This window comes from Amycolatopsis sp. NPDC003861 (genome assembly GCF_053605405.1).
The window spans coordinates 35453-60003 of record NZ_JBSGJD010000020.1; the positions used below are offsets into that span (position 1 = coordinate 35453).

Consider the following 24551-nt stretch of genomic DNA (forward strand, 5'->3'; position numbering starts at 1 on the left):
AAGCCGGTGCCTCCGCCGCCGGTCCGGAAGTCGAAGTTCGACACTCTGGTGGCCGAAGCCGCGGCGGTGTCCGTCGACGGCTGGGACTTCTCCTGGCTCGACGGCCGCGCTACCGAGGCGCGCCCTTCGTGGGGCTACCAGCGTCTGCTCGGCTCCCGGCTCGCGGTCGTGGAAGCGGCCCTCGACCTGGAGACCGGCGGCGGCGAAGTCCTCGACGGCTGCCCGTCCCTGCCGCCGGTCACGATCGCGACCGAGTCGTGGCCGCCGAACGTCGCGAAGGCGTCGGCCCGGCTGCGGCCGCGCGGAGCCCTGCTAGTGGCGACCGCGGGATTTCCCTTCCGCGACACCGCGTTCGACCTGGTCAGCAGCCGGCACCCGGTGACGACCGACTGGCGCGAGATCGCCCGCGTCCTGCGTCCCGGCGGAACGTACTTCTCCCAGCAGGTCGGCCCGGCGAGCGTGTTCGAGCTGGTCGAGTTCTTCCTCGGCCCGCAGCCGGAGGAGGCCCGCAACAGCCGTCACCCCGACCACGCCGTGCGGGCGGCCGCGGAGGCCGGGCTCGAAGTGACCGACCTGCGTTCGGAGTCGCTGCGCACGGAGTTCTCCGACATCGGCGCGGTGGTCTACTTCCTGCGCAAGGTGATCTGGATGGTCCCGGGGTTCACGGTCGGGCAGTACGAGGAAAAGCTGCGGGAGCTGCACGAGCTGATCGAGCGCGACGGCCCGTTCGTCGCGCACACGACGAGGTTCCTCATCGAGGCCCGGAAGCCTTGACGATCGCGGCTTCGACGCCGTCCAGGAGCAGCTCCAGGCCGGCCTCGAACGACAGCCGCGCCTCGCGCTCCAGGTAGGGCTCGTCGGACCCCGACGCCTCGTACTCGCCCTCTTCCCCCAGGCGGGCCACCGTCGGGAACCGGGCCGGGAGGTCCGGCGCCAGCTCGCCCAGCAGTGCCGACCGCGCGTACCACCAGTCCTCTTCGGACTGCCCGGTCTCGCGCGTCGCCTGCCGGGATTCCGCCGCCGCCTGGACCGATCCGCGCACGATGTTGAACAACGCCGCCACCACCCAGCGCACCCGGGCCAGCGGCAAGCCGGTCGACGCCAAGACCGAAAGCAGCGTCTCCTGGACGTGGAACTCCCCCGGCCCGAGCACCGGCCGCGCCGGCGACACCTGGAGCAGCCACGGGTGGCGCAGGTGCAGGTCCCACAGCGCGTCGGCCAGCGCCAGCGCCGCCGCACGCCACCCCGAAGAATCCGGGAACGACGACGGCAGCTCGCCCAGCGTCCGGTCGTACATGAGGTCGACCAGCTCGGTCTTGCCCGGCACGTACGTGTAGAGCGCCATCGCCGTGCGGCCGAGCCGTTCGCCGACCGACCGCATCGACAGCGCCGCCATGCCGTCGGCGTCCGCGATCTCAATCGCCGCCGCGACGATCGCCTCGACGGACAGGCCCGGCTTCGGCCCCGGGCCGGTGCGCGGCGCCACCACGCGCGGCCCCCACAGCAGCTCCATGGACCGCCGGGCGTCGCCCTGACCCGCGAAGACGACCACCTTGCCGACTCCTTACACCCTAAAGTAATGTACGCTGGCAGATCACTTTACAGCCTAAAGTATCAAGAAGGACGGTATGACTTCACCCAGGCGGGCCGCCGACACCCACGACGTGATCGAGGTCCGGGGGGCCCGGGAGAACAACCTGACCGGCATCGACCTGGACATCCCGAAGCGCCGGCTCACGGTGTTCACGGGCGTCTCCGGCTCCGGCAAGTCGTCCCTGGTCTTCGGCACCATCGCGGCCGAGTCCCAGCGGCTGATCAACGAGACCTACAGCGCCTTCCTCCAGTCCTTCATGCCGAGCCTGTCGCGCCCGGACGTCGACCTGCTGGAGAACCTGAGCGCGGCCATCGTCGTCGACCAGGAGCGGATGGGCGCCAACTCGCGCTCCACGGTCGGCACCGCGACCGACGCCTACGCCATGCTGCGGATCGCCTTCTCGCGGCTCGGCGAGCCGTACGTCGGCACGTCCGGCGCGTTCAGCTTCAACCTGCCCGAGGGCATGTGCCCGGCCTGCGAGGGCCTCGGCCGGGTCTCCGACCTCGACGTCGACGCCCTGCTCGACTTCGACCTCTCGCTCAACGAAGGCGCGATCCAGGTGCCGGGCTTCACGCCGGACACCTGGTACGTGCAGACCTACCTCTCCTCCGGCTTCTACGACCCCGACGCGAAGATCCGCGACTTCACGCCGGAGCAGCTGGACGCCCTGCTGCACAAGGACTCCTGCAAGGTGAAGGTCGGCAAGACCAACGTCACCTACGAGGGTCTCGCGGTGAAGGTCCGGCGGCTCTACCTGCACAAGGACGTCGAATCGCTGCAGCCGAAGCTGCGGGCGTTCATCGAGAAGGCCGCGGCCTTCGCCACCTGCGGCGAGTGCGGCGGCGCCCGGCTCAACCAGGCCGCACTGGCGGCGAAGATCGACGGCAAGAACATCGCCGACTGCGCCGCGCTGCAGATCAGCGACCTCGCCGAGTTCGTGCGCAACCTCGACGCGCCGTCGATCCGGCCGCTGCTGGGCAACCTGCGCGACACCCTCGACTCGCTGGTCGAGATCGGCCTCGGCTACCTCTCCCTCGACCGCGAGTCCGCGACGCTCTCCGGCGGCGAGGCGCAGCGCGTGAAGATGGTGCGCCACCTGGGCTCCAGCCTGACCGACGTCACCTACGTCTTCGACGAGCCGACCGTCGGGCTGCACCCGCACGACATCGAGCGGATGAACAACCTGCTGCTGTGCCTGCGGGACAAGGGGAACACGATCCTGGTCGTCGAGCACAAGCCGGAGACGATCCGGATCGCCGACCACGTCGTCGACCTCGGTCCCGGCGCGGGCACCGACGGCGGCCGGCTCTGCTACACCGGCAGCGTCGACGGCCTGCGCGCGTCCGGCACGCTCACCGGCCGCCACCTCGACCACCGGGTCACGCTGCGTTCCGCGGTGCGCGAACCGACCGGGCACGTGTCGATCACCGGGGCCAAGCTGCACAACCTGAAGGACGTCAGCGTCGACGTCCCGCTCGGCGTGCTGACCGTGGTCACCGGGGTGGCCGGGTCCGGGAAGTCGTCGCTGATCCACGGCTCCCTGGCTCACCGCGGCGACGTCGTCGTGGTCGACCAGTCGGCGATCCGCGGGTCCCGCCGGTCCAACCCGGCGACCTACACCGGCCTGCTCGACCCGATCCGGGCCGCGTTCGCCAAGGCCAACGGGGTCAAGGCGAGCCTGTTCAGCGCCAACTCCGAAGGCGCCTGCCCGAAGTGCAAGGGCCTCGGCGTGATCTACACGGACCTGGCGATGATGGCCGGGGTCGCGTCGGTCTGCGAAGAGTGCGAGGGTCGCCGGTTCACGCCGAAGGTACTGACGTACGAGCTGCGCGGCAAGAACATCAGCGAGGTCCTGGCGATGTCCGTCACCGAGGCGCGGGAGTTCTTCGCGGGCGGCACCGCGCGGACGGTCCTCGACCGGCTCGCCGACGTCGGCCTCGGCTACCTGACCCTCGGGCAGCCGCTGACCACGCTGTCCGGCGGCGAGCGGCAGCGGCTCAAGCTGGCGATCCGGATGGCCGAACGCGGGTCGACCTACCTCCTCGACGAGCCGACGACCGGGCTGCACCTCGCCGACGTCGACCAGCTGCTGGCCTTGCTGGACCGGATCGTCGACGCGGGCAACACGGTGATCGTCATCGAGCACCACCAGGCCGTGATGGCCCACGCCGACTGGCTGATCGACCTCGGCCCCGGCGCCGGCCACGACGGCGGCCGGGTCGTCTTCGAGGGCACACCGGCTTCGCTCGTCGCGGACGCCTCGACGCTGACCGCCCGTCACCTGCGCGAATACCTGGGGAAGCCGTGAAGCCGGCCGGTCTGCTCGAGGTGACGGCGGTGCGCCGGGTGACGCCGCGCGTCGTGCGCGTCACCTTCACCGGCGACGGCCTGGCCGAACTGGAGGCGTGGCCGGACCAGCAGCTCAAGCTGCTGTTCCCGCCGCCCGGCCGTCCGGTGCGGCTGCCGTCGGCCGACGACGACGTCATGCGCTGGTACCAGGCGTACCTGGCGATCCCGGCGGACGAACGCCCGGTGATGCGCAGCTACACGGTGCGCGCGCGGGACGGCGACACGATCGACGTGGACTTCGTGCTGCACACCGGCCACGCGGGCCCGGCCACCGCCTGGGCCGCGCGGGCGGCGGTGGGCGACGTCCTCGGCCGGTACGGGCCGGACCCGGCGTACCGCCGTCCACTGTCCACAGCGGACGGACTGCTGTGCGCGGGCGACGAGACGGCGATCCCCGCCGTCGCGTCCATCCTGTCCGAAGTGGACAATGTGGTGGTCTTCCTCGAGGTCGAGGACGCGGCCGAGGAGCAGCCGCTGCCCGGCGTCCGGTGGCTGCACCGGAACGGCGCCGAGCACGGCAGCCGCCTGCTGGAGGCGGTGCGCGGGACGGCCCTCCCGGAAGCGGCGTGGCTGGCCGGGGAGGCGTCGACGGTCCGTGCACTGCGCCGCCACCTCGTCGAACGCGGTCTGCCCAAGAGCGCCATCGAGTTCACCGGCTACTGGCGGCGCAGCCTGACCCAGGACGACGCCCCGACCCCGGACGACCTGGCCGACGCGGCGGAAAAGCTGGAAGACTCGGCGGGGTGGACGGGGACCTGACGGCCGCGGGCGGTGGTCGGTGCGGGGCCGGCGCCTTCGACACCCCGGCCCGCCGGCGGCTGAACCTGGCCGCCTTGGGATGACGTCGCGAATCCGCCAGCCCGCGAAGACCGCGCGCGGTTAGTGTCGCGGGCATGCCGAGCCGCGAGATCGTCGAGAACGCCTGGAAAGCCTTCGCCACCCACGACGCGGACCGGATCGCCGCCGTCTTCACCGAGGACGCCGAATGGCTGGCCCCGCCGGGCAACGCCACCGCGGTCGCCCTCGGCGGCCCCTCGCACCTCGTCGGCCGGCCGGCGATCGTGCGGTTCCTCGCCGAGGACTTCCCGCGCTTCTTCGTCAGCGACGTCACCGTGACGTTCCACGGCTTCCACGCGGACGGCGACCGGGTGGTCGTGGAGGAGACGATGACGGCCACCCTGGCCAACGGCCACCACTACGCCAACGACTACTGCTTCGTCTTCGAACTCCGCGACGGGCGGATCCACCGCGTCCGCGAATACCTGGACACCGCCCGCGGCCACCGCATGGTCTTCGGCGAGGCCGCCGTCACCACGTGACCGGCAGGCTGTGCACGCCGTACACCAGCATGTCGTCCTTGAAGGCCAGCTCCTCCATCGGCACCGCGAGCCGCAGTCCGGGGATGCGGCGGTACAGCGTCCCGTACACCACCTGCAGTTCCACCCGGGCCAGCGTCTGGCCGAGGCACTGGTGCACGCCGTACCCGAACGCCACGTGGTGGCGGGCTTCGCGCGTCACGTCGAGGCGGCCGGGGTCCTCGAACACCGCCGCGTCGCGGTTGGCTGCGTCGCCCGCCGCGATCACGCCCTCGCCCGCGCGGATCGTCTCGCCGCCGATCTCGATGTCCTCGGTCGCCACGCGGCGGCGGCCCGTGTGCGTGATGTTGAGGTAGCGCAACAACTCCTCGACCGCGCGGCGCAGCACGTCCGCGTCCCCCGCGCGCACCAGCTCCAGCTGCGCGGGGTGCGCCAGCAACGCCACCGTGCCGAGGGCGATCATGTTCGCCGTCGTCTCGTGGCCGGCCACCAGGAGCAGCTGGCCCGTCGACGCCACCTCTTCGGCCGTCATCTTCCCGGTCGCGTACTGCGTGACCGCCAGCTTGCTCAGGACGTCGTCACCCGGTTCGGTCACCTTCCGCTCGACCAGGCCGCCGAGGTAGGCCAGCAGTTCTTCGGTGGCTTTCACCGCTTCTTCCGGCGTCGCCGTCCTCGACACCATCACCTTCGTGATGTCCTGGAACAGTTCGCGGTCTTCGTACGGCACGCCGAGCAGTTCGCAGATCACCAGCGACGGCACCGGCAGCGCGAACGCCGGCACCACGTCGACCGGCTTCGGGCCGGCCAGCAGCCGGTCGACGAGGTCGTCGACGATGCGCTGGATCGCCGGGCGCAGCGCCTCCATCTTCTTGACCAGGAAGTCGCCGGTCAGGAGCTTGCGCCGGGCCGCGTGCTCGGCGCCGTCCATGGTGATGAACGACTTCGCGCGGTGGCGGCGGGCCGCCGAAGCCGCGCTCTGGTGCGGGTAGCCCGGGTGGTCGGAGTCGGCGCTGATCCGCGGATCCCGCAGGAGCGCGCGGACGTCGCCGTAGCGCGTCACCAGCCACGGCGTGCTGCCGTTCCACAGCCGCACCCGCGACACCGGGGGCAGTTCGGCGAGTTCGGCGGGCGGGTCGAAGGGACACCGCCGGGTCATCGGAAACGCGGGCACGCCGTCCACCGGATACCTCCCGGAGCCGTCGGAAATTTACGTAGCTATGCTAAGCATCGTCCCGTGACCCCGCCACCGTCCGATCAGGCGAACACCAGCGACACCAGCTCGTCCACGAACGGCTCCACCAGCTCGGCGCCGGTCCGGTTCAGCGCGCTGTGGAACAACGCGACCCGCCCGTGCGCGCCGACGAACACCACCGCCGCCGCACGGCCCGGGGTCACGCGCAGCTCGCGGCCCGCCTCGACGCAGCGCTCGAAGCCCGCCGTCAGCCGGTCGATCACGTCCAAGAGCGGGCCCGTCGGGCGGGTGCCGGGCTCCAGGTCGGACGCGCCGTTCGCGAGCATCAGCCGGTAATGCCCCGGATTCTGCATCGCGAACGCGCAGTAGGCGTGAATCTGCGCCCGGATCCGGCCGACGGGGTCGGTTTCGCCGATTGACTCCTCCGCCGCCCGCATCGAATCGGCCAGCCGCGCGTATTCGTGGTCGAGCAGCCCGCGAACCAATTCCGCACGGTCGGAAAAATGCTGGTAGATGCTCGCCGGGGCGATGCCGACGGCGCGGGCGACGCCGCGGATCGTCAGCCCGTCCTCGCCGCCGAGCTCGGCGAGCAGCCGGCCGGCCGCGGCCAGGATCTCGCCGCGCAACCGTTCGCCTTCGCCCCAGCGGTTTCTCGTCCGTCCCATTCCGGCTTCGACGCGTTCCGCCACCCGCCTATTCATACGCCCGCGCCGGAGACCCCGGTATTCCGGGGTCGGCGAAAACGCCTTCAGGAAACCAGCGCGGGGTACAACCCGGTGAGATCTCCGGCGAGCCCGGCCCGCACGTTCCGGCTGACGTCGTCGGCGAGCACCTCGAACCGGCCGTCCTCGACGCCGTCCAGGGCCAGCCCCGCCACGACCGCCGGATCGACCTTGGGACCGTCGACGTCCTTGGCCATGTCGGTGTCCATGTACCCGACGTGCAGCGCGGTCACCTGCGTCTTCTGCGGGGCCAGTTCCAGGCGCAGCGCGTTGGTCAGCGACCAGGCCGCCGACTTCGCCGCGGAGTACGCCGCGACCCGCGGGGCGGTGAACCAGGAAAGCACCGACAGCACGTTCAGCACCGCGCCGCCGCCGTTGCGCTCCAGGACCGGCGCGAACTCGCGCGTCACGGCCAGGGTGCCGAAGTAGTGCGTGTCCATCTCCAGCCGGATGTCCTCGAGGGACCCGCCGAGCAGCGACGCCCCGGTCGACGAACCGGCGTTGTTGACCAGCAGCGTGACGTCGCCGGCCAGCGCAGCGGCCGCCCGGATCGACTCCGGGTCGGTGACGTCCAGCTTCAACGGGACGACCCCCGGCAGGTCGATCGACTCCGGATTCCGCGCGGCGGCGTACACCTTGGCCGCGCCCCGCTCCAGCAGTTCCGCGGCGAAGCGGCGGCCGAGGCCCCGATTGGCTCCGGTCACCAGCGCCACCGCACCCGAGATCTCCATGGCGAACTCCTCTCGCACCTGGCTTGCTCGTTGCAAGCTAGCTGAGGACGACACTACGACGTAGACTTGCTCCGAGCAAGTCAGGTCGAAGGGATCACACGATGAGCCGTCGCATCACCTGGGCGGACGCCGCCTGCCCGATCGCCCGCGCCGCCGACGTCCTCGGCGAGCCGTGGACGCTGCTGATCCTGCGCAACGCCACCGCGGGCACCACCCGGTTCGAGGACTTCCGCGCCCAGCTCGGCATCGCCGACAACGTGCTGACCACCCGGTTGGCCAAGCTCGTCGACCGCGGCCTCCTGACGAAGCTGCCCTACCGCGACGGCGGCCGCACCCGCCACGAGTACCGCCTCACCCAGGCCGGCTCGGACGCGTTGCCGGTGCTGCACGCCCTCGGCACGTGGGGACACACCCACACCTCCTCGGAAGCCGGGCCGACGACGCTGGTCCACACCCGCTGCGGGCAGGCCACCCGGCCGGGCGCGAAGTGCGACGCCTGCGGGAAACCCCTGGCCAGGGGCGATCTGGCGTGGCGCGGCTCCTGGCTCGGCGAAGGCGAAATCCCGCTGGCCGATCCGGTCGGCTGAGCCGAACGGCCCCAAGCCGGTACGAAAGTCGGGTCACAAACGCCGGGCAATTCCGTAAGTTCGACACCCAGCGCGCGCAGACCCGGTTAATTCCCCACGGCAAGGAGTCGTCCCGATGTCCCGGAAATACCTGCTGCCCGGTGCCGCCGTCGCCCTGGCGATGATCGCGACCCCGCTGACGGCCGGCCCGGCCTTCGCGGCCCCGGAAGCGGCCACGATCGTCTACTACGACACCTCGGACGCCCCCAGCTTCCGCGCGGTGATCAACGCGGGCGCGGCCCACTGGAACGCGGCGGTGTCGAACGTCAAGCTCCAGGAAAGCTCCTCGGGTGCGTCGCTGCACTACACCGAGGGCAACGACCCGCGCGGGTCGTACGCCCAGACCGACGGCCACGGCAGCGGCACGATCTTCATCGACTACACCCAGGCCCAGCAGTACGACCAGACCCGCATCGCGGCCCACGAAACCGGGCACGCGCTCGGCCTGCCGGACCACTACGAAGGCCCGTGCTCGGAACTGATGTCCGGCGGTGGCCCCGGCCCGTCCTGCACCAACGCCGACCCGAACGCGACCGAGGCGTCCCAGGTGGAATCCCTCTGGGCCAACGGCTTCACCGGCGCCCGCAAGGCCGCGTCCCGCGTCTACGAAGTCACCATGCCCGTGCGCTGACGGGCTTCACGCGTGCGCCAAGGGGCATCACGCGTGATCGGGGCGGCATCTGCGCGATGCCCCCTGGATCACGCGTGATGCCCCGGGGCGCACGTCAGCGACGAGCCGCTCACCGCAGGCCGCCGATCACCGGCCGACGGCCGCGGCCGGGCCGCCTTCCGCGTCGCCGGACAGGCTAGGTTCGGGAGCATGCTCACCACGCTGGCCGTCGAGAACTACCGCTCGCTGCGTGACCTGGTGCTGCCGCTGTCCGGCCTGACCGTCGTCACCGGGCCGAACGGCAGCGGCAAGTCGAGCCTCTACCGGGCGCTGCGGCTGCTGGCGGACGCGTCCCGCAACGGCGCGGTGGCGGCACTGGCCCGGGAGGGCGGGCTGCCGTCGACGCTGTGGGCCGGCCCGGAGAACGGCGTCCGCCGGGGCACCACGCGGGTCCAGGGCAAGGTGCACACGAAGGCCGTCGGGCTGCGGCTCGGCTTCGCGGGTGACGAGTTCGGCTACGCGCTCGACCTGGGCCTGCCGGTGCCGGGCGCGACGCTGTTCAACCTCGACCCGGAGTTCAAGCGGGAAGCGGTCTGGTCGGGACCGTACCTGCGGCCGGCCGCGTTGCTCGCGGACCGCGCGGGCCCGTCGGTGCGCACGCGCGTGGCGTCCGGGGCGTGGGGCGACGAACGGTTCAAGATCCGGTTGACCGACAGCATGTTGAGCGAGTTCGCCGACCCGCGGGCGTGCCCGGAGCTGGTGGTGCTGCGCGAGCGGATCCGGTCGTGGCGGTTCTACGACCACTTCCGCACGGACGCCGGCGCCCCGGCCCGCCAGCCTCGCATCGGCACGCGCACGCCGGTGCTCTCCCATGACGGCGCCGACCTCGCGGCAGCCCTGCAGACGATCATCGAGGTGGGCCGGGCCGCGGAGCTCGAGGAGGTGATCGACGCGGCCTTCCCGGGCTCGACCGTGGAGGTCCGGCGTTCCGAGGACGGCCTGCTGTCGGTCGAGTTCCGCCAGCACGGCCTGCTGCGCCCGCTGTCGGCCGCCGAGCTGTCGGACGGCACGCTGCGGTTCCTGCTGTGGGTGGCGGCCCTGCTGACCCCGCGCCCGCCGGAACTGCTGGTGCTGAACGAGCCGGAGACGAGCCTCCACCCGGACCTCCTCCCGGCCCTGGCGACGTTGATCGCCACCGCGGCGAAGGAGACCCAGCTGGTGGTGGTCTCCCACGCCCGCCCCCTGATCCGCGCCCTGGCCGAGGTGACCGACGTGGCCACGGTCGAGCTCGAGAAGGAGTACGGCGAGACGAAGGTCTCCGGCCAGGGCCGCCTGGACCGCCCGTCCTGGCACTGGCCGGCCCGCTGACCAAGCGCCCCAATGTGGCGTTGGTTGCATCCAACGCACCGAACGCCACATTGGGTGCGTCTGACGCACCCAACGCCACATTGGGGCGTTTGGAGCCTCAGCGGCCGCCGGTGCTTTCGCGGATCTCCAGGGCGAACGGGGTCTGGATGTCCTGGGGCGGGGACGTCTTGTCGCCGGTGATGCGGCGGTGCACGAGGTCCACCGCGGCCTCCGCCAGGGCCGTTTTGTCCGGGGCGATCGTCGTCAGCGACGGGAGTGAGAATGCGCTCTCTTCGTTGTTGTCGAAACCCACGATCGCGACGTCCTCCGGCACCCGCAGGCCCAGCTCGGCCACCGCGCGCAGCGCGCCGATGGCCAGCAGGTCGTTGAAGCAGAACACCGCGTCCGGCGGCGAAGGCAGGGCCAGCAACGACTTCATCGCCGCCGCGCCCACCGAGCGGTGCCACTTCTCCGCCGGGGCCACCAGAGTGTCCGAATAGGACAAACCCGCCGCGGCCAGCGCCGCCCGGTAGCCGGCCAGGCGCTGCGACGACGTCCCGCGGGAAGGGTTCCGCCCGATCGCCGCGATGCGCGTGCGCCCCAGCGAGGCCAGGTGGGACACCGCCGTGCTCGCGGCCAGGACGTTGTCGATCGCCACGTGGTCGATCGGCACGTCCACCGCGTGCTCGCCCAGCATGACCAGCGGGATTCCGCCCGGATCGGCCGGGAAGTCCGCCGCCTCCAGGGCTTCCGGGTGCACCAGGGCGCCATCGACCAGGTGCGGCCCCAGCGACGAAAGCGTCTCGCGCTCCCGCGACCGCGTCCCCTGCGTCTGTTCGATCAGGACGCTCCAGCCGCGCTTCTGCGCCGCCGTGATCACCAGGCCGGCCAGCTCACCGAAGTACGGAATGGACAGCTCCGGCACCATCAGCGCCAGGAAGCCGGTGCGGCCGCGGCGGAGGTTGCGCGCCCCGACGTTCGGCCGGTACCCGGTCGCCGCCAGGGCTTCCTCGACGCGCCGCCGGTTCTCCGGCTTGACGAAGGCGTAGCCGTTCACGACGTTCGACACCGTCTTCACCGACACTCCGGCAAGCGTGGCGACGTCCTTGAGCGTCACGGTCACGGGCGGTCCCTTCAGAGAGTGAGCACGAAGTGTAGCCAACGGCTGCCGGTTTACAACGTTGTTCCAACGATGTAAAAAGTACCCCAAGGCTCCCGTGGTGACCCCGATCACCCCGGCGAGCGGGCCACCAACGACGCTGCCCGAGGAGTCGACGTGCTTCTGCCCTCCCGTCCCCGACTGGTCCTGGTCACCGCGGCCGCCGCCGCGTTGACCCTCACCTCCTGCACCGCCCGGGAAGAAAGCCCCGCGGCGCCCTCCAGCGGCGGCGGACCGGCCGCCAGCGCCCAGTCCGCCGCGCCGTCCGCCGACGGCTGCACGCTCCAGAAAACCGGTTACCCCAAGGTCGACCTGAAGACCGCGGTGGTGGGTTTCTCCCAGTCCGAAAAGGAGGCCAACCCCTTCCGGATCACCGAGACGCAGTCCATCCGCGACGAAGCCGCGAAGCTGGGTATCGGCAACCTGCTGGTCACCAACGCCCAGAGCGACCTCAACCGCCAGATCAGCGACATCAAGTCGATGCTCGACCGCGGTGCCCAGCTGCTCATCGTCGCGCCGCTGAACTCCGACGGTCTCCAGCCCGCCCTCGACGCGGCGAAGGCCAAGAAGGTCCCGGTCGTCACCATCGACCGCAAGGTGACGTCCCAGCCGTGCACCGACTACCTGACCTTCATCGGCTCGAACTTCGTCGAGCAGGGCAAGCGCGCCGCCCAGGAGACCGCACGGGTCACCGGCGGCACCGGCAAGGTCGCGATCCTGCTCGGCTCGTCCGGCAACAACGTCACCACCGACCGCACCAAGGGCTTCAAGGACGAGCTCGCGAAGACACCGGGCCTGTCCGTGGTCGCCGAGCAGACCGGCGAGTTCGACCGCTCCAAGGGCCAGGCCGTGATGGAGCAGCTCATCCAGAGCCACCCGGACATCACCGCCGTCTACGCCGAGAACGACGAAATGGGCGTCGGCGCGGTCAACGCGCTCAAGACGGCGGGCAAGACCCCCGGCAAGGACGTCAAGATCGTCTCCATCGACGGCACCCGCAACGCCGTGCAGCTCATCGTCGACGGCAGCTACAACGCGGTGATCGAGTCGAACCCGCGCTTCGGCCCGCTGGCCTTCCAGACGCTGCAGAAGTTCGCCGACGGCGAGGCGATCCCGCCCAGCATCGTCATCACCGACGACCAGTACGACGAGACCAACGCGGCGCAGAAGGTCGGGAACTCCTACAAATGACGGCCACCACCGAAGTGCGGACCGCACCGGTGCTCGAGGTGACCGGGGTGACCAAACAGTTCCCCGGCACCCTCGCGCTCGACAACGTCAGCTTCGCGCTGGCCCCGGGCGAGGTGCACGCGCTGGTCGGCGAGAACGGCGCCGGCAAGTCCACGCTGATCAAGGTGCTCACCGGCGTCTACCAGCCCGACGAGGGCGAGGTGCGGCACCTCGGCGAGCCGGTGACGTTCAAGCGGCCTATCGACGCCCAGCGCGCCGGGATCTCCACCATCTACCAGGAGGTCAACCTCGTCCCGCTGATGAGCATCGCCGGCAACGTCTTCCTCGGCCGCGAGCCGCGCACGAAGACCGGCCTGGTCGACTGGTCGAAGATGTACGCCGACGCCCGCGAGCTGCTCAAGGGCTACGGCATCACCGACGACGTCAAACGGCCGCTGCACACCCTCGGAGTCGGCGCCCAGCAGATGGTCGCCCTCGCCCGCGCGGTGTCGACCGACGCCAAGGTCGTCATCATGGACGAGCCGACGTCCTCGCTGGAACCGCGCGAGGTCGAGACGCTGTTCGAGGTGCTGAACCGGCTGCACGCCCACGGCATCGCGATCGTCTACGTCAGCCACCGGATGGACGAGCTGTACCGGGTCTGCGACAGCGTCACCGTGCTGCGCGACGGCCGGGTAGTCCACAGTGGACCACTGAAGCCGCTGCCGCGCATCGAGCTCGTGTCGCTGATGCTCGGCCGCGAGATCCGGCAAATCCGCGAAGAGGGCGTCACGGCGTTCGGCGAGGAGCACGACGTCGAGCGCGAGCCGCTGCTCAAAGCCGAAAACCTCAGCGGCATGCGGAAGCTGCACGACGTCTCGGTGAGCATCCGGCCCGGCGAGGTCGTCGGCCTGGCCGGGCTGCTCGGCTCGGGCCGCAGCGAGACAGCCCGGGCCATCGTCGGCGCCTTCCCCCTCGACGGCGGCAGCGTGCTGCTCGCCGGGAAACCGCTCAAGAAAGGCCGGATCGCCCAAGCGATGCGGGCCGGGATCGCGCTGCTGGCCGAGGACCGCAAGACCGACGGGATCATCCCGAACCTGTCGGTCCGCGAGAACATCGTGCTCGCCGCGCTGCCGGCCCTCTCGCCGTTCGGCCTGGTCAGCAAGGCCAAGCAGGACCGGATCGTGAAGGTCTTCATGGAGCGGCTGCGGATCAAGGCGGCCAGTCCCGAACAGAAGGTGTCGGAGCTGTCCGGCGGCAACCAGCAGAAGGTGCTGCTGGCCCGCTGGCTCGCCACCGGCCCGAAGATCCTCCTGCTCGACGAGCCGACCCGCGGCATCGACGTCGGCGCGAAGGCCGAGGTCCAGGCGCTGATCGACGAACTCGCGCAGGAAGGGCTCGGCGTGCTGCTCATCTCGTCCGAACTGGAGGAACTGATCGACGGCTCCGACCGCGTGGTCGTCCTGCGCGACGGCGCGGTGGCCGGCGAGCTGACCGGCGACCGCATCACCGAAGAGAATGTCCTGACGGCCATCGCGGCGGAAACCACCGGGGGTGACAACGATGTCCACGGCCACCCTTGAGCGCGCGAAGGTCACCGCGTGGCTGCAGAACTACGGCGTCTACCTGGCCGTCGTCGTGCTGCTGCTGTTCAACGTGGTGTTCACCGAGAACTTCCTGTCCGCGGCCAACTTCCGCACCCAGCTGGTGCAGGCGGCGCCGGTCTGCATCGTCGCGCTCGGGATGGCGCTGGTGATCGGCACCGAGGGCATCGACCTCTCGGTCGGCTCGGTGATGTCGATCGCCGCCGCGCTCATCCCGCTCTACCTGGGCGCGGGCCCGCTGACGGCGATCGTCGTGGCCGTCATCGCCGGGATCGTCTCCGGCCTGTTCAGCGGGTACCTGGTGGCCTACCTGGGCATCCAGCCGATCATCGCGACCCTCGCCCTGCTGGTCGGCGGCCGCGGGCTCGCGCTGGTCATCGCGCACGGCCAGCTCGTCCAGCTGCACAACCGGGACTTCCTCGAACTCGGCACCGGCGACGTCCTCGGCGTCCCGATCATGGTCGTCGTCGCGGGTGTCCTCGCCGTGCTGGCCGGGCTGGTCGTCCAGCGCACGACGTTCGGGCGGCACCTGGTCGCCGTCGGCGGCAACCGCGCGGCGAGCACCCTGGCCGGGCTGCCGGTGAAACGCGTGCTCGTCGGCGTCTACGTCATCTCCGGGGCACTGGCCGCGGTGGCCGGCGTGCTGGCGACGTCGAGACTCGGCGCCAGCGACCCCAACGACCTGGGGCTGCTCATGGAACTGTCCGCGATCACCGCGGTCGTCGTCGGCGGCACGCCGCTGACCGGCGGCCGGGTCCGCGTGCTCGGCACCGTGTTCGGTGCGCTGCTCATGCAGCTCGTCCACGCCACCCTGATCAAGCACAACCTGCCGGACTCGACGGCGCAGATGGTCCAGGCGGCCATCATCGTCGTCGCCGTCTACGTCGCTCGCGAGCGGAGCAGCCAGTGACCACACAGCCCGCAACGCAGACCACGGAACGCAACGCCGCCTTCGCCGGAGTCCTGCAACGCCAGGGCGCGGCCGTCGTGCTCGTGTTGGGCATGGCCGCCGCGTGGTTCGCCTTCCCCCGCTTCGGATCCGCGGACAACCTGCGGGACCTGGCGCTGCAGAGCTCCTTCCTGGCGGTGGTCGCGCTCGGGATGACGTTCGTGATCATTTCCGGCGGCATCGACCTCTCGGTCGGATCGAACTACGCGCTCGGCGGCGTCCTGGCCGCGTACGGCGCCCAATACGGCCTGGTCGTGGCGATCCTGCTGCCCCTGGCGGTGTGTTCGCTGATCGGGTTCGTCAACGGCGTGCTCATCGCGCGCACCGGGATGGCGCCGTTCATCGTCACGCTCGCGTCGCTGCTGTTCGCCAGGGGACTGCTGCTGGCGCTGACGTCCGAGGGGGCGACGACGTACAAAGTGGACGCCGGGTCGGCGTTCCTCTGGCTCGGCCAGGGCACGATCTTCGGCATCGGCGTCCCGGTGTACCTGACGCTCGTCCTGTTCGCCCTCGGCGGGCTCCTGTTGCGCCGCACGCGCTTCGGCCAGTCCGTGTTCGCCATCGGCGGTGCCGAGCAGTCGGCGCTGCTGATGGGACTTCCGGTGGCCCGCACCAAGATCGGCCTCTACACGCTCAGCGGCGCGCTCGCCGGCGTCGCGGGCATCCTCACCGCCGCCTACCTGCAGTCCGGCGTCACGGTGATCGGTGTCGGCACCGAACTCGACGCGATCTCCGTCGTGGTCATCGGCGGCACGCTGCTCACCGGCGGCGCCGGGACGATCATCGGCACGCTCGTCGGCGTGCTGCTGCGCACGCTCATCCAGAACGTCATCAACCAGATCGGCACCCTCGACTCCAACTACCAGACGGTGGTGAGCGGGGCCTTCCTGCTCGTCGTCGTGGTGATCCAGCGCCTGCTCGCGCGCGCCCGAACCCGCTGACCCCTGTCCCCTACCAGGAGGTTCGACGATGCTCCGCCCCGCCCGCCTGGCCGCCGTGCTGGCCCTGGCGCTCACCGGACTCGCGGTGCCCACCGCGAACGCCGCGGCGCCACCTCAGTGGCAGCGGCTCGCCCCGCCGCTGTCGACGCCGTGGACGAACGACGTCTCCCCCACCAACGCCCTGCCGGACTACCCGAGACCGCAGCTGACCCGCGCGAAGTGGCAGAACCTCAACGGCGTCTGGGAATTCTCCTCGGCCAAGCCCGGGGAGGCCGCGCCGGTGGGCAAGACGCTGGGTGAGCGGATCCTGGTGCCGTACCCGGTCGAATCGGCGCTGTCGGGGATCATGCGCCACGAGACGAACATGTGGTACCGGCGGACGTTCCAGCTGCCCCGCGACTGGCGGGGCCAGCGCATCCTGCTGCACTTCCAGGCGGTCGACTACGACACGACGGTGATCGTCAACGGCAAGACCGTCTCCCGGCACACCGGGGGCTACGACGCCTTCTCGGTCGACGTCACCGACGCCCTGACCACCGCCCGCGACCAGGAGCTGATCGTCGGCGTCGCCGACCCGAACGACCAGGGCGGGCAGCCGATCGGCAAGCAGCGCCAACCCGGGGACGGCATCTTCTACACGCCGTCGTCGGGCATCTGGCAGACGGTCTGGATGGAACCGGTCGCGCCCGCGCGCATCGATCGCCTGGACGTGACGCCGGACCTCGGTTCCGTGACGGTGACCGCGGTCGTCGGCGGGCCGGTGAAGCAGCGCGTCGAAGCGACCGCCTACGACCACGGCCGCCCGGTCGGGCGCGTGTCCGGCGACGCGAACAAGCCGTTGAAGCTCAAGGTGGACCGGCCGCACCTGTGGTCGCCCGACGATCCGTTCCTCTACGACCTGCGGGTGAAGCTCGTCCCGTCGGGCGACGAGGTCGGCTCGTACTTCGGGCTGCGCACGGTCGGGCTCGGCAAGACCGCCGACGGCAAGCAGCGGATGCTGCTCAACGGCAGGTTCGTCATGCAGGTCGGCCCGCTCGACCAGGGTTTCTGGCCGGACGGCATCTACACCGCGCCGACCGACGCCGCGCTGAAGTTCGACCTGGAGCAGGAGAAGGCGCTCGGCTTCAACATGGTGCGCAAGCACATCAAGGTCGAGCCGGACCGCTGGTACTACTACGCCGACAAGCTCGGTCTCCTGGTCTGGCAGGACATGCCGGCGATGAAGGACGACGTCGAGCCGTCCGCGGCTTCGCGGGTCAACTTCGAGTCCGAGCTGAAGCGGATGATCGACCAGCACCGCAGCTTCCCGTCGATCGTCAGCTGGGTGCCGTTCAACGAGGGCTGGGGCGACTACGAAGTCGGCCGCATCGCCGACCTGGTCAAGTCGTGGGACCCGACGAGGCTGGTGAACGCCGAGTCCGGGGTCAACTGCTGCCGGTCCGAACCGGACAGCGGCAAGGGTGACGTCTACGACGACCACACCTACACCGGCCCGGGCACCCCGGCGCAGACCGGCACCCGCGCGGCGGTCGACGGCGAGTACGGCGGCCTCGGCCTCAAGGTCGCCGGGCACGAGTTCGACCCGGCGGGCAGCTTCGCCTACGAAATGGAGCCCGACAGCGCGACGCTGACCCGGCGCTACGGCGAACTCCAGCAGCGCCTGCTGCTGGTCGCCCAGCGGTGCGGGGTGTCCGCGGGTGTCTACACGCAGACCACCGACGTCGAGAAGGAGGTCAATGGCTTCTTCACCTACGACCGGCAGGTGAAGAAGATGGACTTCGCGGCGGTCCGCGCGGCGAACCTCGCGGTGATCAAGGGGGCCACCGGCGCCCCGGTGTCCGGTCCGTCGGTTCCCGCCGGAACGCCCGGGATCGACGGCATCGCCGCCTACCCCTTCGACGAGAACGTGGGCACGGTGGCCGAGGACGTCGCCGGCAGCCACGACGCCACGCTCGTCGGCGGCGCGTCCTGGACGGCCGGCAAGAGCGGGTCGGCGTTGGCCACCAACGGTTCCGGTCAGTTCGCCGACACCGGCGCGGCCCTGGTGAACACCGAGGGCAGCTACAGCGCGGCGGCGTGGGTCCGCTTCAACGCCGTGGGCGACGGCTTCCAGACCGTGGTGAGCCAGGACGGCGACGACCACAGCGCGTTCTTCCTGCAGTACTCGGGCGCCGACCACCGGCTCGCGATGAGTTTCGTGGGCACGCGGGCCCTGGCGCCCACGGCTCCGGAGGCGAACCGCTGGTACCACGTGGTCGGCGTCCGTGACGCGGCCGCGGGCACGCTCAAGCTGTACGTGGATGGTCAGCTGGCGGCGACGAAGAGCGTCTGCCTCGGCGAAGCGTCGACGGGCCACACGGTGATCGGCCGCGGCAAGTACGGCGGCGGCCCGGTCGACTTCCTCAACGGGGCGGTCGACCAGGTCCACGTCTACGACCGGGTCCTGTCCGATTCGGACGTGAGCGCGTTGTACTCGAGCGGGAAGTAGCGAAGCAACCGGACGGCCCCGGGGACCGCGGTCCCCGGGGCCGTCCTTCACCCTTGCCGCGCGACCAGCCCGGCCAGCAGGTTCGTGAGGCCCTCGGCCAGCCCGAACACCGGCCCTTCGACGGCCGCCACGGCGGCCGTCGGGTTGGCCGCGGGCCACGAGCCCGACAGCAGGACCACCACCCCGCCGGCGAAGTGGCGGGCCGCGTCGGGCGGCAGTTCCGGCAGGCGGACGCGCACCAGCTCGCCCAGCCGTTCGGTGTTCGCCGCGGCCCGGCGTTTGAAGCTGCGGGCAAACGCCTCCGGGATGTTGCGCTCCAGCACCGGCGCCATCGAACTCAGCAGCTCGCACAGCACCCGGCGGCCGGTCAGCGTCGCCGCGATCGTGCTCGCGATCCGTTCCTCGCGCGCGAAGCCGGGCTCCGCCGGGCCCGGTGCGCCGAGCGCCTCCCCGAGGTCGTCGAGCCACGCCGTCCACGCGCTGTCGAGGACCTCCAGGAAGATCGCCTCGCGGCTGTCGAAATACCGGATCACGTTGGACTTCGCCAGCCCGACCCGGCAGCTGAGTTCCCGCAGGCTGATGTCGGCGACCGGGCGCTCGGCCAGGAGCTCCCTCGCCGCGGCGAGGATGGCCCGCCGGCGCGCCTCGACCTGCTCGGGACGGCGGGCGCGCTGGAATCCGGCGCTCATGGCGCCGAGGCTACCGATCGGTCGACGCCTTCGCCCCGGCCTCGCGCCGCGACTTGACCCGGTGGTAGCTCCAGCCCAGCAGCGCGAACAGGATGATCGAGGACAGGATCAGGCTCGACCCGGTGCTCCAGCCGCTGAACGGCAGCGACTTCACGGTGCCCCAGACGATCCCCGCCGCCAGCAGCGCCAGCCCGGCCAGCACCGAGCCGGCGATCCGCAGCGGCGACGACACGCTGTCCTCGGCCGCCTTCATCGCGCGGTCGCGCACCGGGTCGACGTACTTCTCCAGCGCCGGGAACTCCGAGGCCAGCACCAGGAGACCGGCGAGCACGAGCAGCAGCCCGGGGCCGGGGAGGACGAGCAGCACCACGCCGACCACCAGCAGGACCGCACCCGCCACGGTGATCAGGATCCGCTTCGCCTGCTTGCCGATGCCCACTGGGCGTCTCCCCTCGTTTTCCCCGATTGTTCCTGGTCGCGGCGCCGCGTGCCACTCACCAGGACCCGGGCCCTGGCCACGGCCACGATCAGTCCCGCCAGCGCGGCCACGCCGAGCGCGGCCACGAGCCCCGGCCAGACGTAGAGCACCTGGGCGTAGGTACCCCGCCGTCCGGCGAATACCCACCCGAGCAGCTGCGGCAGGAACACCAGCGGGACGAGCGGCAGCAGCGGCGGCACGACCCGCCACCACCGGGGCTTCCGCCCGGCCCGGCGGACGCCCAGGACGGCGAGGCCTGCCGCGGCCAGGGCCAGGGCGCCGAGCACCCGGTCCGCGACCACCCCGGCGGGCAGGGCCGGCTCCGGCGCGCCGCCTTCCAGCAGGCTCGCGAGGCCCTCGGCCAGCTGCTCCGCGTCGTTGTCCAAGGCCAGCCCGGTGTTCGCGAGCACGGCGATGCCGTACCCGCCGGGCAGCAGCACCTGCGCCGCGGTGTGGGTGAACAGCTCGCCGGTGTGCGACGTCCGCCCGTCCCGGACGCGCCAGCCCAGCGCGTAGTCGCGTCCGGGCGCGGGCGTGTGCGCGGTCCGGACCGATTCCGGGGTCAGCACCCCGCCGCCGTCCCGCTGCGCCCGCAGCCACTTCGCCAGGTCCGCCGCGGTGCTGAGCACGCCGTGGCTGCCGCCGGTGAACCAGTCCGGTTCGGACGCCGGCACCTCGACCCCGAAGGCCCGGACGTACCCCTCGGTCCCGGACGGCGGCGCGTCCACGGAGGTGCTGCCGGTCATCCCCAGCGGCCGGAAGAGGTGCCCGGCGAGGTAGTCCGCGAACGGTTGCCCGGCGACGACCTCGACGATCCGCGCGGCGACCTCGTAGTTCGGGTTGTGGTAGTGGAACGTGGTGCCCGGCTCGTCGGCGAGTTCCGCGTCCTTCAGCCGGGCAACGGCCTCGGCGAGGGTGTGCGGCTGCGGCAGGGTGAGGTCGGGGAAGGCGGAGTCGGCCATCCCGGACGTCTGGTCGAGCAGCATCCGGACGGTGATCTTCGCGCCGCGCGGATCGGCGAGCCGGAAGTCCGGCAGGTACCGCGTCACGGGCTCATCCAGCCCCAGCCGGCCGGCTTCGGCGAGCTGCAGGACGGTGAAGGCCGTCATGGACTTGCTCACCGACGCGATCGGCAGCCGCGTCTCCGCGGTCAGCGGCGCGCCCGCGGTGTCGTGGCCGTAGCCGGCGATCCGGACGACTTCGTCGCCGTGGGTGATCGCGACGGCCGCGCCGGGCAGGCCGGTGTGGTCCAGGTAGGCGCGGACGTAGCTGTCGATGTCCGGGGGCGGGGCCGCCGCGGCCGGGGTCGCCGTGGCCGTCAGGAGGGCCGCCAGCGCGAGGAGAAGCCTGATCATGGGGGTGAAGGTAGGCAGCGCGGGGTGGCGGGCGCTGCTGCCGGACGATCGGGGCGACCCCTTACTTTCGGCACCTTCCTGTGCTTTACTAAACCCATCGGTTGATAAACCAGATGGTTGATCAGGAGGTCACGGCGATGGCCGGAGTGGTGGCGAGTTTCTGCATGTCGCTCGACGGATTCGTGGCCCGGCCCGACGACAGCGTCGGGCCGCTCTTCGACTGGTACCAGGCCGGAGACGTCGAGCTGCCGATGATCGGCTATCCGATGACGTTCCGGGTCGCGGCGGCGAGCGCGGAGTACCTGGGCACGTTCCTGGATTCGGTGCGCCACAGCGCCTTCGTGTGCGGCCGCCGCGTGTTCGAGTACACGCACGGCTGGGGCGGCCGGCCGCCGGGCGGCGGCACGGCGTTCGTCGTGACCCACCGCCCGCCCCCGGCGGACTGGCCCGCGGACCACCTGGCGCCCTTCACGTTCTGCCCGGACGTCGCGACCGCGGTCGAGCAGGCCCGGTCGGCGGGCGACGGAACGGTGGGCGTTTCCGGGCCGTCGATCGCGCAGCAGTGCCTGGAACTCGGGCTGCTCGACGAGCTGCGGATCGACCTGGTGCCGGTGCTGCTCGGCGAAGGGGTGCGGTACTTCGGGCGCCCCGACCTCGGGAAGTCCGAGCTGGAGCAGGTGGAAGTCGTTGCCGGACAAGGGGTCACCCATCTCCGGTACCGGGTCCACCACCCGTGACCGCCCTACTCGGCCGCCAGCAGCTGCTCGAACGGAACGAAATCCGGCTCCCCCGAAACGGCAACCCGCCCCGAGGCCGACGCAGCCAGCTCCGCTCCCGCCTTCTCGATCCGCCGCTGCAACGCCCCGGAAGCCTCGCCACTGCCCCAGTCCGACGATGCCGCGTACACGCCCGTCGCCACCGGATCCGTCTTCAGGTACCCGAACAACGGCCGCAGCTGGTAGTCCAGCACCAGCGAATGCCGTTCCGTCCCGCCGGTGGCCGCGAGCAGCACCGGCTTGCCGACCAGCGAATCCGTGTCCAGCACGTCGAAGAACGACTTGAACAGCCCGCTGTAGCCGGCCGTGAACACCGGGGTCACCGCGATCACCGCGTCCGCGCCGGTCACCGTCTCGATCGCGGTGCGCAGCTGCGGACTGGGGAAGCCGGTCAGCAGGTTCTTCGTGATGTCCAAGGCGATGTCCCGCAGCTCCACCACGGACACCGAGACCGGTTCCCCGGCCGCGGCGACGGTCGCCGCGGCCAGGCGGTCGGCGAGCAGGCGGGTCGACGAAGGCACCGACAGGCCCGCGGTCACCACTGCGAGCTTCATACCGTCGCCTCCACCGCGGCCGAAGCCGCCGCCTTCAGGGATTCGTGCGTCGGCGCGTCCGGGACGTGCGCCGGGCGCAGCGCGTCGAGTTCCTTGCGCAGCACCGGGACCACGTGCTCGCCGAGCAGGTCGAGCTGTTCCAGGACGGTCTTCAGCGGCAGGCCGGCGTGGTCCATCAGGAACAGCTGGCGCTGGTAGTCGCCGAAGTGCTCGCGGAAGGTCAGCGTCTTGTCGATGACCTCCTGCGGGCTGCCCACGGTCAGCGGCGTCTGGTCGGTGAACTCCTCCAGGGACGGCCCGTGCCCGTACACCGGCGCGTTGTCGAAGTACGGCCGGAACTCGTTCCACGCGTCCTGGGACTTGGGCCGGATGAACGCCTGGCCGCCGAGGCCGACGATCGCCTGGTCCGCCGAGCCGTGGCCGTAGTGCTCGAACCGCTGGCGGTAGAAGGAGATCAGCTGCTGGAAGTGTTCCTTCGGCCAGAAGATGTGGTTGGCGAAGAAGCCGTCGCCGTAGTACGCGGCCTGCTCGGCGATCTCCGGGCTGCGGATCGAACCGTGCCACACGAACGGCGGGACGCCGTCCAGGGGCCGCGGGGTGGACGTGAAGCCCTGCAGCGGGGTGCGGAACTTGCCGGACCAGTCGACGACGTCCTCGCGCCACAGCTTGCGCAGCAGCGCGTAGTTCTCGATCGCGAGGGGGATGCCCTGGCGGATGTCCTGGCCGAACCACGGGTAGACCGGGCCGGTGTTGCCGCGGCCCATCATCAGGTCGACACGGCCGTCGGCGAGGTGCTGCAGCATCGCGAAGTCCTCGGCGATCTTCACCGGGTCGTTCGTGGTGATGAGCGTCGTCGACGTCGAGAGGATCAGCTTGGACGTCTGTGCCGCGATGTGGCCCAGCATCGTCGTGGGCGACGACGGGACGAACGGCGGGTTGTGGTGCTCGCCGGTCGCGAAGACGTCGAGGCCGACCTCTTCGGCCTTGAGCGCGATGCGGACCATCGCCTTGATCCGCTCGTGTTCCGTCGGCGTGGTTCCGTTCGTGGGATCGGTCGTGACGTCGCCCACCGTGAAGATTCCGAACTGCATGACCTGCTCCCTTCGCGAGCACCATCTTACATGCGCGTTCAACTACTTCCAAGCAAGAGATATTCCGGCCGTCAGGCGCCCGAGGGGCACCGGCTAAGGTCGGGGGCATGGACGCGGAGCTCGCTCGGCTGGGTTTGGCAGAACGTTCGGTACGACTACTCGCCGGTCGCGACATCTGGGCCTCGATCACCCCCTTGCTCGCCCCGCGCCGGAACCTCGTGGCCGCCTTCGGTCACGTCGGGCCCGGCGCGGCGGCCCTGCTGCCCTTGCAACCCGGCGACACGCTGATCACGGACGCGAGCCTGGACACCGTGCTGTCCGGCGCGACGAGCCCGCACGCGCTGCTGCACTGGGTCAAGGCGGGCGTGATCGTGCACTCGCTGCGGGGCCTGAACGCGAAACTGGTGATCGCGGAGGACGACCCGTCGTTCGTGGTGGTCGGCTCGGCCGACGTCACCGCCGCCGGCCCGCGGCAGCTGTTCGAGGCGGTCACGCTCTCGCACGAGCGGCACACCGTCGAGGAGGCCCAGGAGGCCTGGCTCGAGTGGTGCGACCTCGCGGGCCCCTCGCTGACCGCGGGTGACCTGGAGCCGCTGCTGGAGCAGTACGGCGCGGGCAAGCCGGTCACGGCCCGCCCCGCGGCGGCGACCCGGACCGCGGCGGCCCCCGCCCGGCCGGTGGTGACCAGCCGCCCGGTGACCCCGGTCCGCCCCGCGGCCGTGACCCCGCCGCCCTCGCCGGTCCGACCCGCGGCGCCCGCGCCGTCGCCGGTCCGCCCGGCCACACCGCCCGCGTCGCCGGTGCGCCCGG

At 71.2% G+C, this 24551-nt stretch carries 23 protein-coding genes and 1 pseudogene; 14 read left to right on the plus strand and 10 right to left on the minus strand.

The features are described 5' to 3' along the window. Positions 1-6: 6 nt before the first annotated feature. Complete coding sequence (locus tag ACWEVN_RS08160; protein WP_452050726.1) at positions 7-774, plus strand: methyltransferase domain-containing protein; 768 nt, start codon at positions 7-9, stop codon at positions 772-774. Here the strand turns inward: ACWEVN_RS08160 and ACWEVN_RS08165 are convergent. After that, positions 752-1552, minus strand: a complete 801-nt coding sequence (locus tag ACWEVN_RS08165; RefSeq protein ID WP_452050715.1) for a TetR/AcrR family transcriptional regulator C-terminal domain-containing protein — start codon at positions 1550-1552, stop codon at positions 752-754. The two genes, ACWEVN_RS08160 and ACWEVN_RS08165, sit on opposite strands and share 23 nt — an antisense overlap. Before the next feature lie 76 nt (positions 1553-1628). Here ACWEVN_RS08165 and ACWEVN_RS08170 point away from each other — a divergent pair, with 76 nt between their 5' ends. The 3 genes from ACWEVN_RS08170 to ACWEVN_RS08180 all read left to right on the plus strand — a co-directional run bounded on the left by ACWEVN_RS08170 (position 1629) and on the right by ACWEVN_RS08180 (position 5262). Further along, complete coding sequence (locus ACWEVN_RS08170) at positions 1629-3902, plus strand: ATP-binding cassette domain-containing protein (RefSeq protein WP_452050716.1); 2274 nt, start codon at positions 1629-1631, stop codon at positions 3900-3902. Then, positions 3899-4702, plus strand: coding sequence for a siderophore-interacting protein (locus tag ACWEVN_RS08175; protein ID WP_452050717.1), 804 nt, complete (start codon positions 3899-3901; stop codon positions 4700-4702). The genes ACWEVN_RS08170 and ACWEVN_RS08175 overlap by 4 nt, the downstream gene beginning before the upstream one ends. Positions 4703-4836: 134 nt before the next feature. Then, positions 4837-5262, plus strand: a complete 426-nt coding sequence (locus ACWEVN_RS08180) for a nuclear transport factor 2 family protein (protein ID WP_449686339.1) — start codon at positions 4837-4839, stop codon at positions 5260-5262. Here ACWEVN_RS08180 and ACWEVN_RS08185 read toward each other — a convergent pair. From ACWEVN_RS08185 to ACWEVN_RS08195, 3 genes are all read right to left on the minus strand, one after another. Next, positions 5252-6415 (minus strand): cytochrome P450, encoded by a 1164-nt coding sequence (locus ACWEVN_RS08185; RefSeq protein WP_452050727.1) that lies wholly within the window; start codon positions 6413-6415, stop codon positions 5252-5254. The two genes, ACWEVN_RS08180 and ACWEVN_RS08185, sit on opposite strands and share 11 nt — an antisense overlap. A 98-nt stretch (positions 6416-6513) precedes the next feature. Beyond that, complete coding sequence (locus ACWEVN_RS08190) at positions 6514-7116, minus strand: TetR/AcrR family transcriptional regulator (RefSeq protein WP_310975844.1); 603 nt, start codon at positions 7114-7116, stop codon at positions 6514-6516. An 83-nt stretch (positions 7117-7199) separates the two neighbouring features. Continuing rightward, entirely contained in the window at positions 7200-7904 is a 705-nt protein-coding gene (locus tag ACWEVN_RS08195) for an SDR family oxidoreductase (RefSeq protein ID WP_452050718.1), read from the minus strand. Positions 7905-8005: 101 nt separating this feature from the next. On the opposite strand from ACWEVN_RS08195, the gene ACWEVN_RS08200 reads away from it, so the two are divergent. From ACWEVN_RS08200 to ACWEVN_RS08210, 3 genes are all read left to right on the plus strand, one after another. Beyond that, complete coding sequence (locus tag ACWEVN_RS08200) at positions 8006-8491, plus strand: winged helix-turn-helix transcriptional regulator (RefSeq protein ID WP_449675216.1); 486 nt, start codon at positions 8006-8008, stop codon at positions 8489-8491. 115 nt (positions 8492-8606) lie between these two features. Next, the gene (locus tag ACWEVN_RS08205) at positions 8607-9161 is read left to right on the plus strand and encodes a snapalysin family zinc-dependent metalloprotease (protein ID WP_449686337.1); all 555 of its coding nucleotides are present in this window, start codon (positions 8607-8609) and stop codon (positions 9159-9161) included. Between the two features lie 189 nt (positions 9162-9350). After that, the gene (locus tag ACWEVN_RS08210) at positions 9351-10508 is read left to right on the plus strand and encodes an AAA family ATPase (RefSeq protein ID WP_449686336.1); all 1158 of its coding nucleotides are present in this window, start codon (positions 9351-9353) and stop codon (positions 10506-10508) included. Between the two features lie 97 nt (positions 10509-10605). Here the strand turns inward: ACWEVN_RS08210 and ACWEVN_RS08215 are convergent, their stop codons facing one another. Continuing rightward, positions 10606-11610 carry a LacI family DNA-binding transcriptional regulator gene (locus ACWEVN_RS08215; RefSeq protein WP_449686232.1) on the minus strand — a complete coding sequence of 335 codons (1005 nt, stop codon included), beginning with the start codon at positions 11608-11610 and terminating at the stop codon, positions 10606-10608. Between the two features lie 153 nt (positions 11611-11763). On the opposite strand from ACWEVN_RS08215, the gene ACWEVN_RS08220 reads away from it, so the two are divergent. From ACWEVN_RS08220 to ACWEVN_RS08240, 5 genes are read left to right on the plus strand one after another with little or no spacing between them, the layout of a single operon-like run. Next, on the plus strand, positions 11764-12837 hold the full coding sequence (locus ACWEVN_RS08220; RefSeq protein WP_449686231.1) for an ABC transporter substrate-binding protein: 1074 nt from the start codon (positions 11764-11766) through the stop codon (positions 12835-12837). Continuing rightward, positions 12834-14399, plus strand: coding sequence for a sugar ABC transporter ATP-binding protein (locus ACWEVN_RS08225; protein ID WP_452050719.1), 1566 nt, complete (start codon positions 12834-12836; stop codon positions 14397-14399). The genes ACWEVN_RS08220 and ACWEVN_RS08225 overlap by 4 nt, the downstream gene beginning before the upstream one ends. After that, positions 14380-15330 carry an ABC transporter permease gene (locus ACWEVN_RS08230; RefSeq protein WP_449686229.1) on the plus strand — a complete coding sequence of 317 codons (951 nt, stop codon included), beginning with the start codon at positions 14380-14382 and terminating at the stop codon, positions 15328-15330. The genes ACWEVN_RS08225 and ACWEVN_RS08230 overlap by 20 nt, the downstream gene beginning before the upstream one ends. Continuing rightward, positions 15327-16310, plus strand: a complete 984-nt coding sequence (locus tag ACWEVN_RS08235) for an ABC transporter permease (protein WP_452050720.1) — start codon at positions 15327-15329, stop codon at positions 16308-16310. The genes ACWEVN_RS08230 and ACWEVN_RS08235 overlap by 4 nt, the downstream gene beginning before the upstream one ends. A gap of 28 nt (positions 16311-16338) precedes the next feature. Continuing rightward, entirely contained in the window at positions 16339-18798 is a 2460-nt protein-coding gene (locus ACWEVN_RS08240; RefSeq protein WP_452050721.1) for a LamG-like jellyroll fold domain-containing protein, read from the plus strand. Positions 18799-18845: 47 nt separating this feature from the next. On the opposite strand, the gene ACWEVN_RS08245 is transcribed toward ACWEVN_RS08240, so the two are convergent. Genes ACWEVN_RS08245 through ACWEVN_RS08255 form a run of 3 tightly spaced genes read right to left on the minus strand, consistent with a single transcriptional unit; the run spans position 18846 to position 21320 of the window. Continuing rightward, positions 18846-19487 carry a TetR family transcriptional regulator gene (locus ACWEVN_RS08245; RefSeq protein ID WP_449686226.1) on the minus strand — a complete coding sequence of 214 codons (642 nt, stop codon included), beginning with the start codon at positions 19485-19487 and terminating at the stop codon, positions 18846-18848. A gap of 10 nt (positions 19488-19497) precedes the next feature. Then, positions 19498-19926, minus strand: coding sequence for a PGPGW domain-containing protein (locus ACWEVN_RS08250; protein WP_452050722.1), 429 nt, complete (start codon positions 19924-19926; stop codon positions 19498-19500). Beyond that, entirely contained in the window at positions 19893-21320 is a 1428-nt protein-coding gene (locus tag ACWEVN_RS08255) for a serine hydrolase domain-containing protein (RefSeq protein WP_452050723.1), read from the minus strand. Before ACWEVN_RS08255 ends, ACWEVN_RS08250 begins: the two co-directional genes overlap by 34 nt. Before the next feature lie 137 nt (positions 21321-21457). Here ACWEVN_RS08255 and ACWEVN_RS08260 point away from each other — a divergent pair, with 137 nt between their 5' ends. Next, entirely contained in the window at positions 21458-22057 is a 600-nt protein-coding gene (locus ACWEVN_RS08260) for a dihydrofolate reductase family protein (protein ID WP_452050728.1), read from the plus strand. Between the two features lie 5 nt (positions 22058-22062). Here the strand turns inward: ACWEVN_RS08260 and ACWEVN_RS08265 are convergent, their stop codons facing one another. Together ACWEVN_RS08265 and ACWEVN_RS08270 are read right to left on the minus strand one after the other, a co-directional pair. Beyond that, positions 22063-22650, minus strand: a complete 588-nt coding sequence (locus tag ACWEVN_RS08265; protein ID WP_452050724.1) for an FMN reductase — start codon at positions 22648-22650, stop codon at positions 22063-22065. Next, a complete protein-coding gene (locus tag ACWEVN_RS08270) occupies positions 22647-23741 on the minus strand; it encodes an LLM class flavin-dependent oxidoreductase (protein WP_449675228.1) in 1095 nt (364 codons plus the stop codon). The genes ACWEVN_RS08265 and ACWEVN_RS08270 overlap by 4 nt, the downstream gene beginning before the upstream one ends. A gap of 107 nt (positions 23742-23848) precedes the next feature. On the opposite strand from ACWEVN_RS08270, the pseudogene ACWEVN_RS08275 reads away from it, so the two are divergent. Continuing rightward, positions 23849-24551: pseudogene (locus ACWEVN_RS08275) on the plus strand (hypothetical protein); the annotation flags it as partial.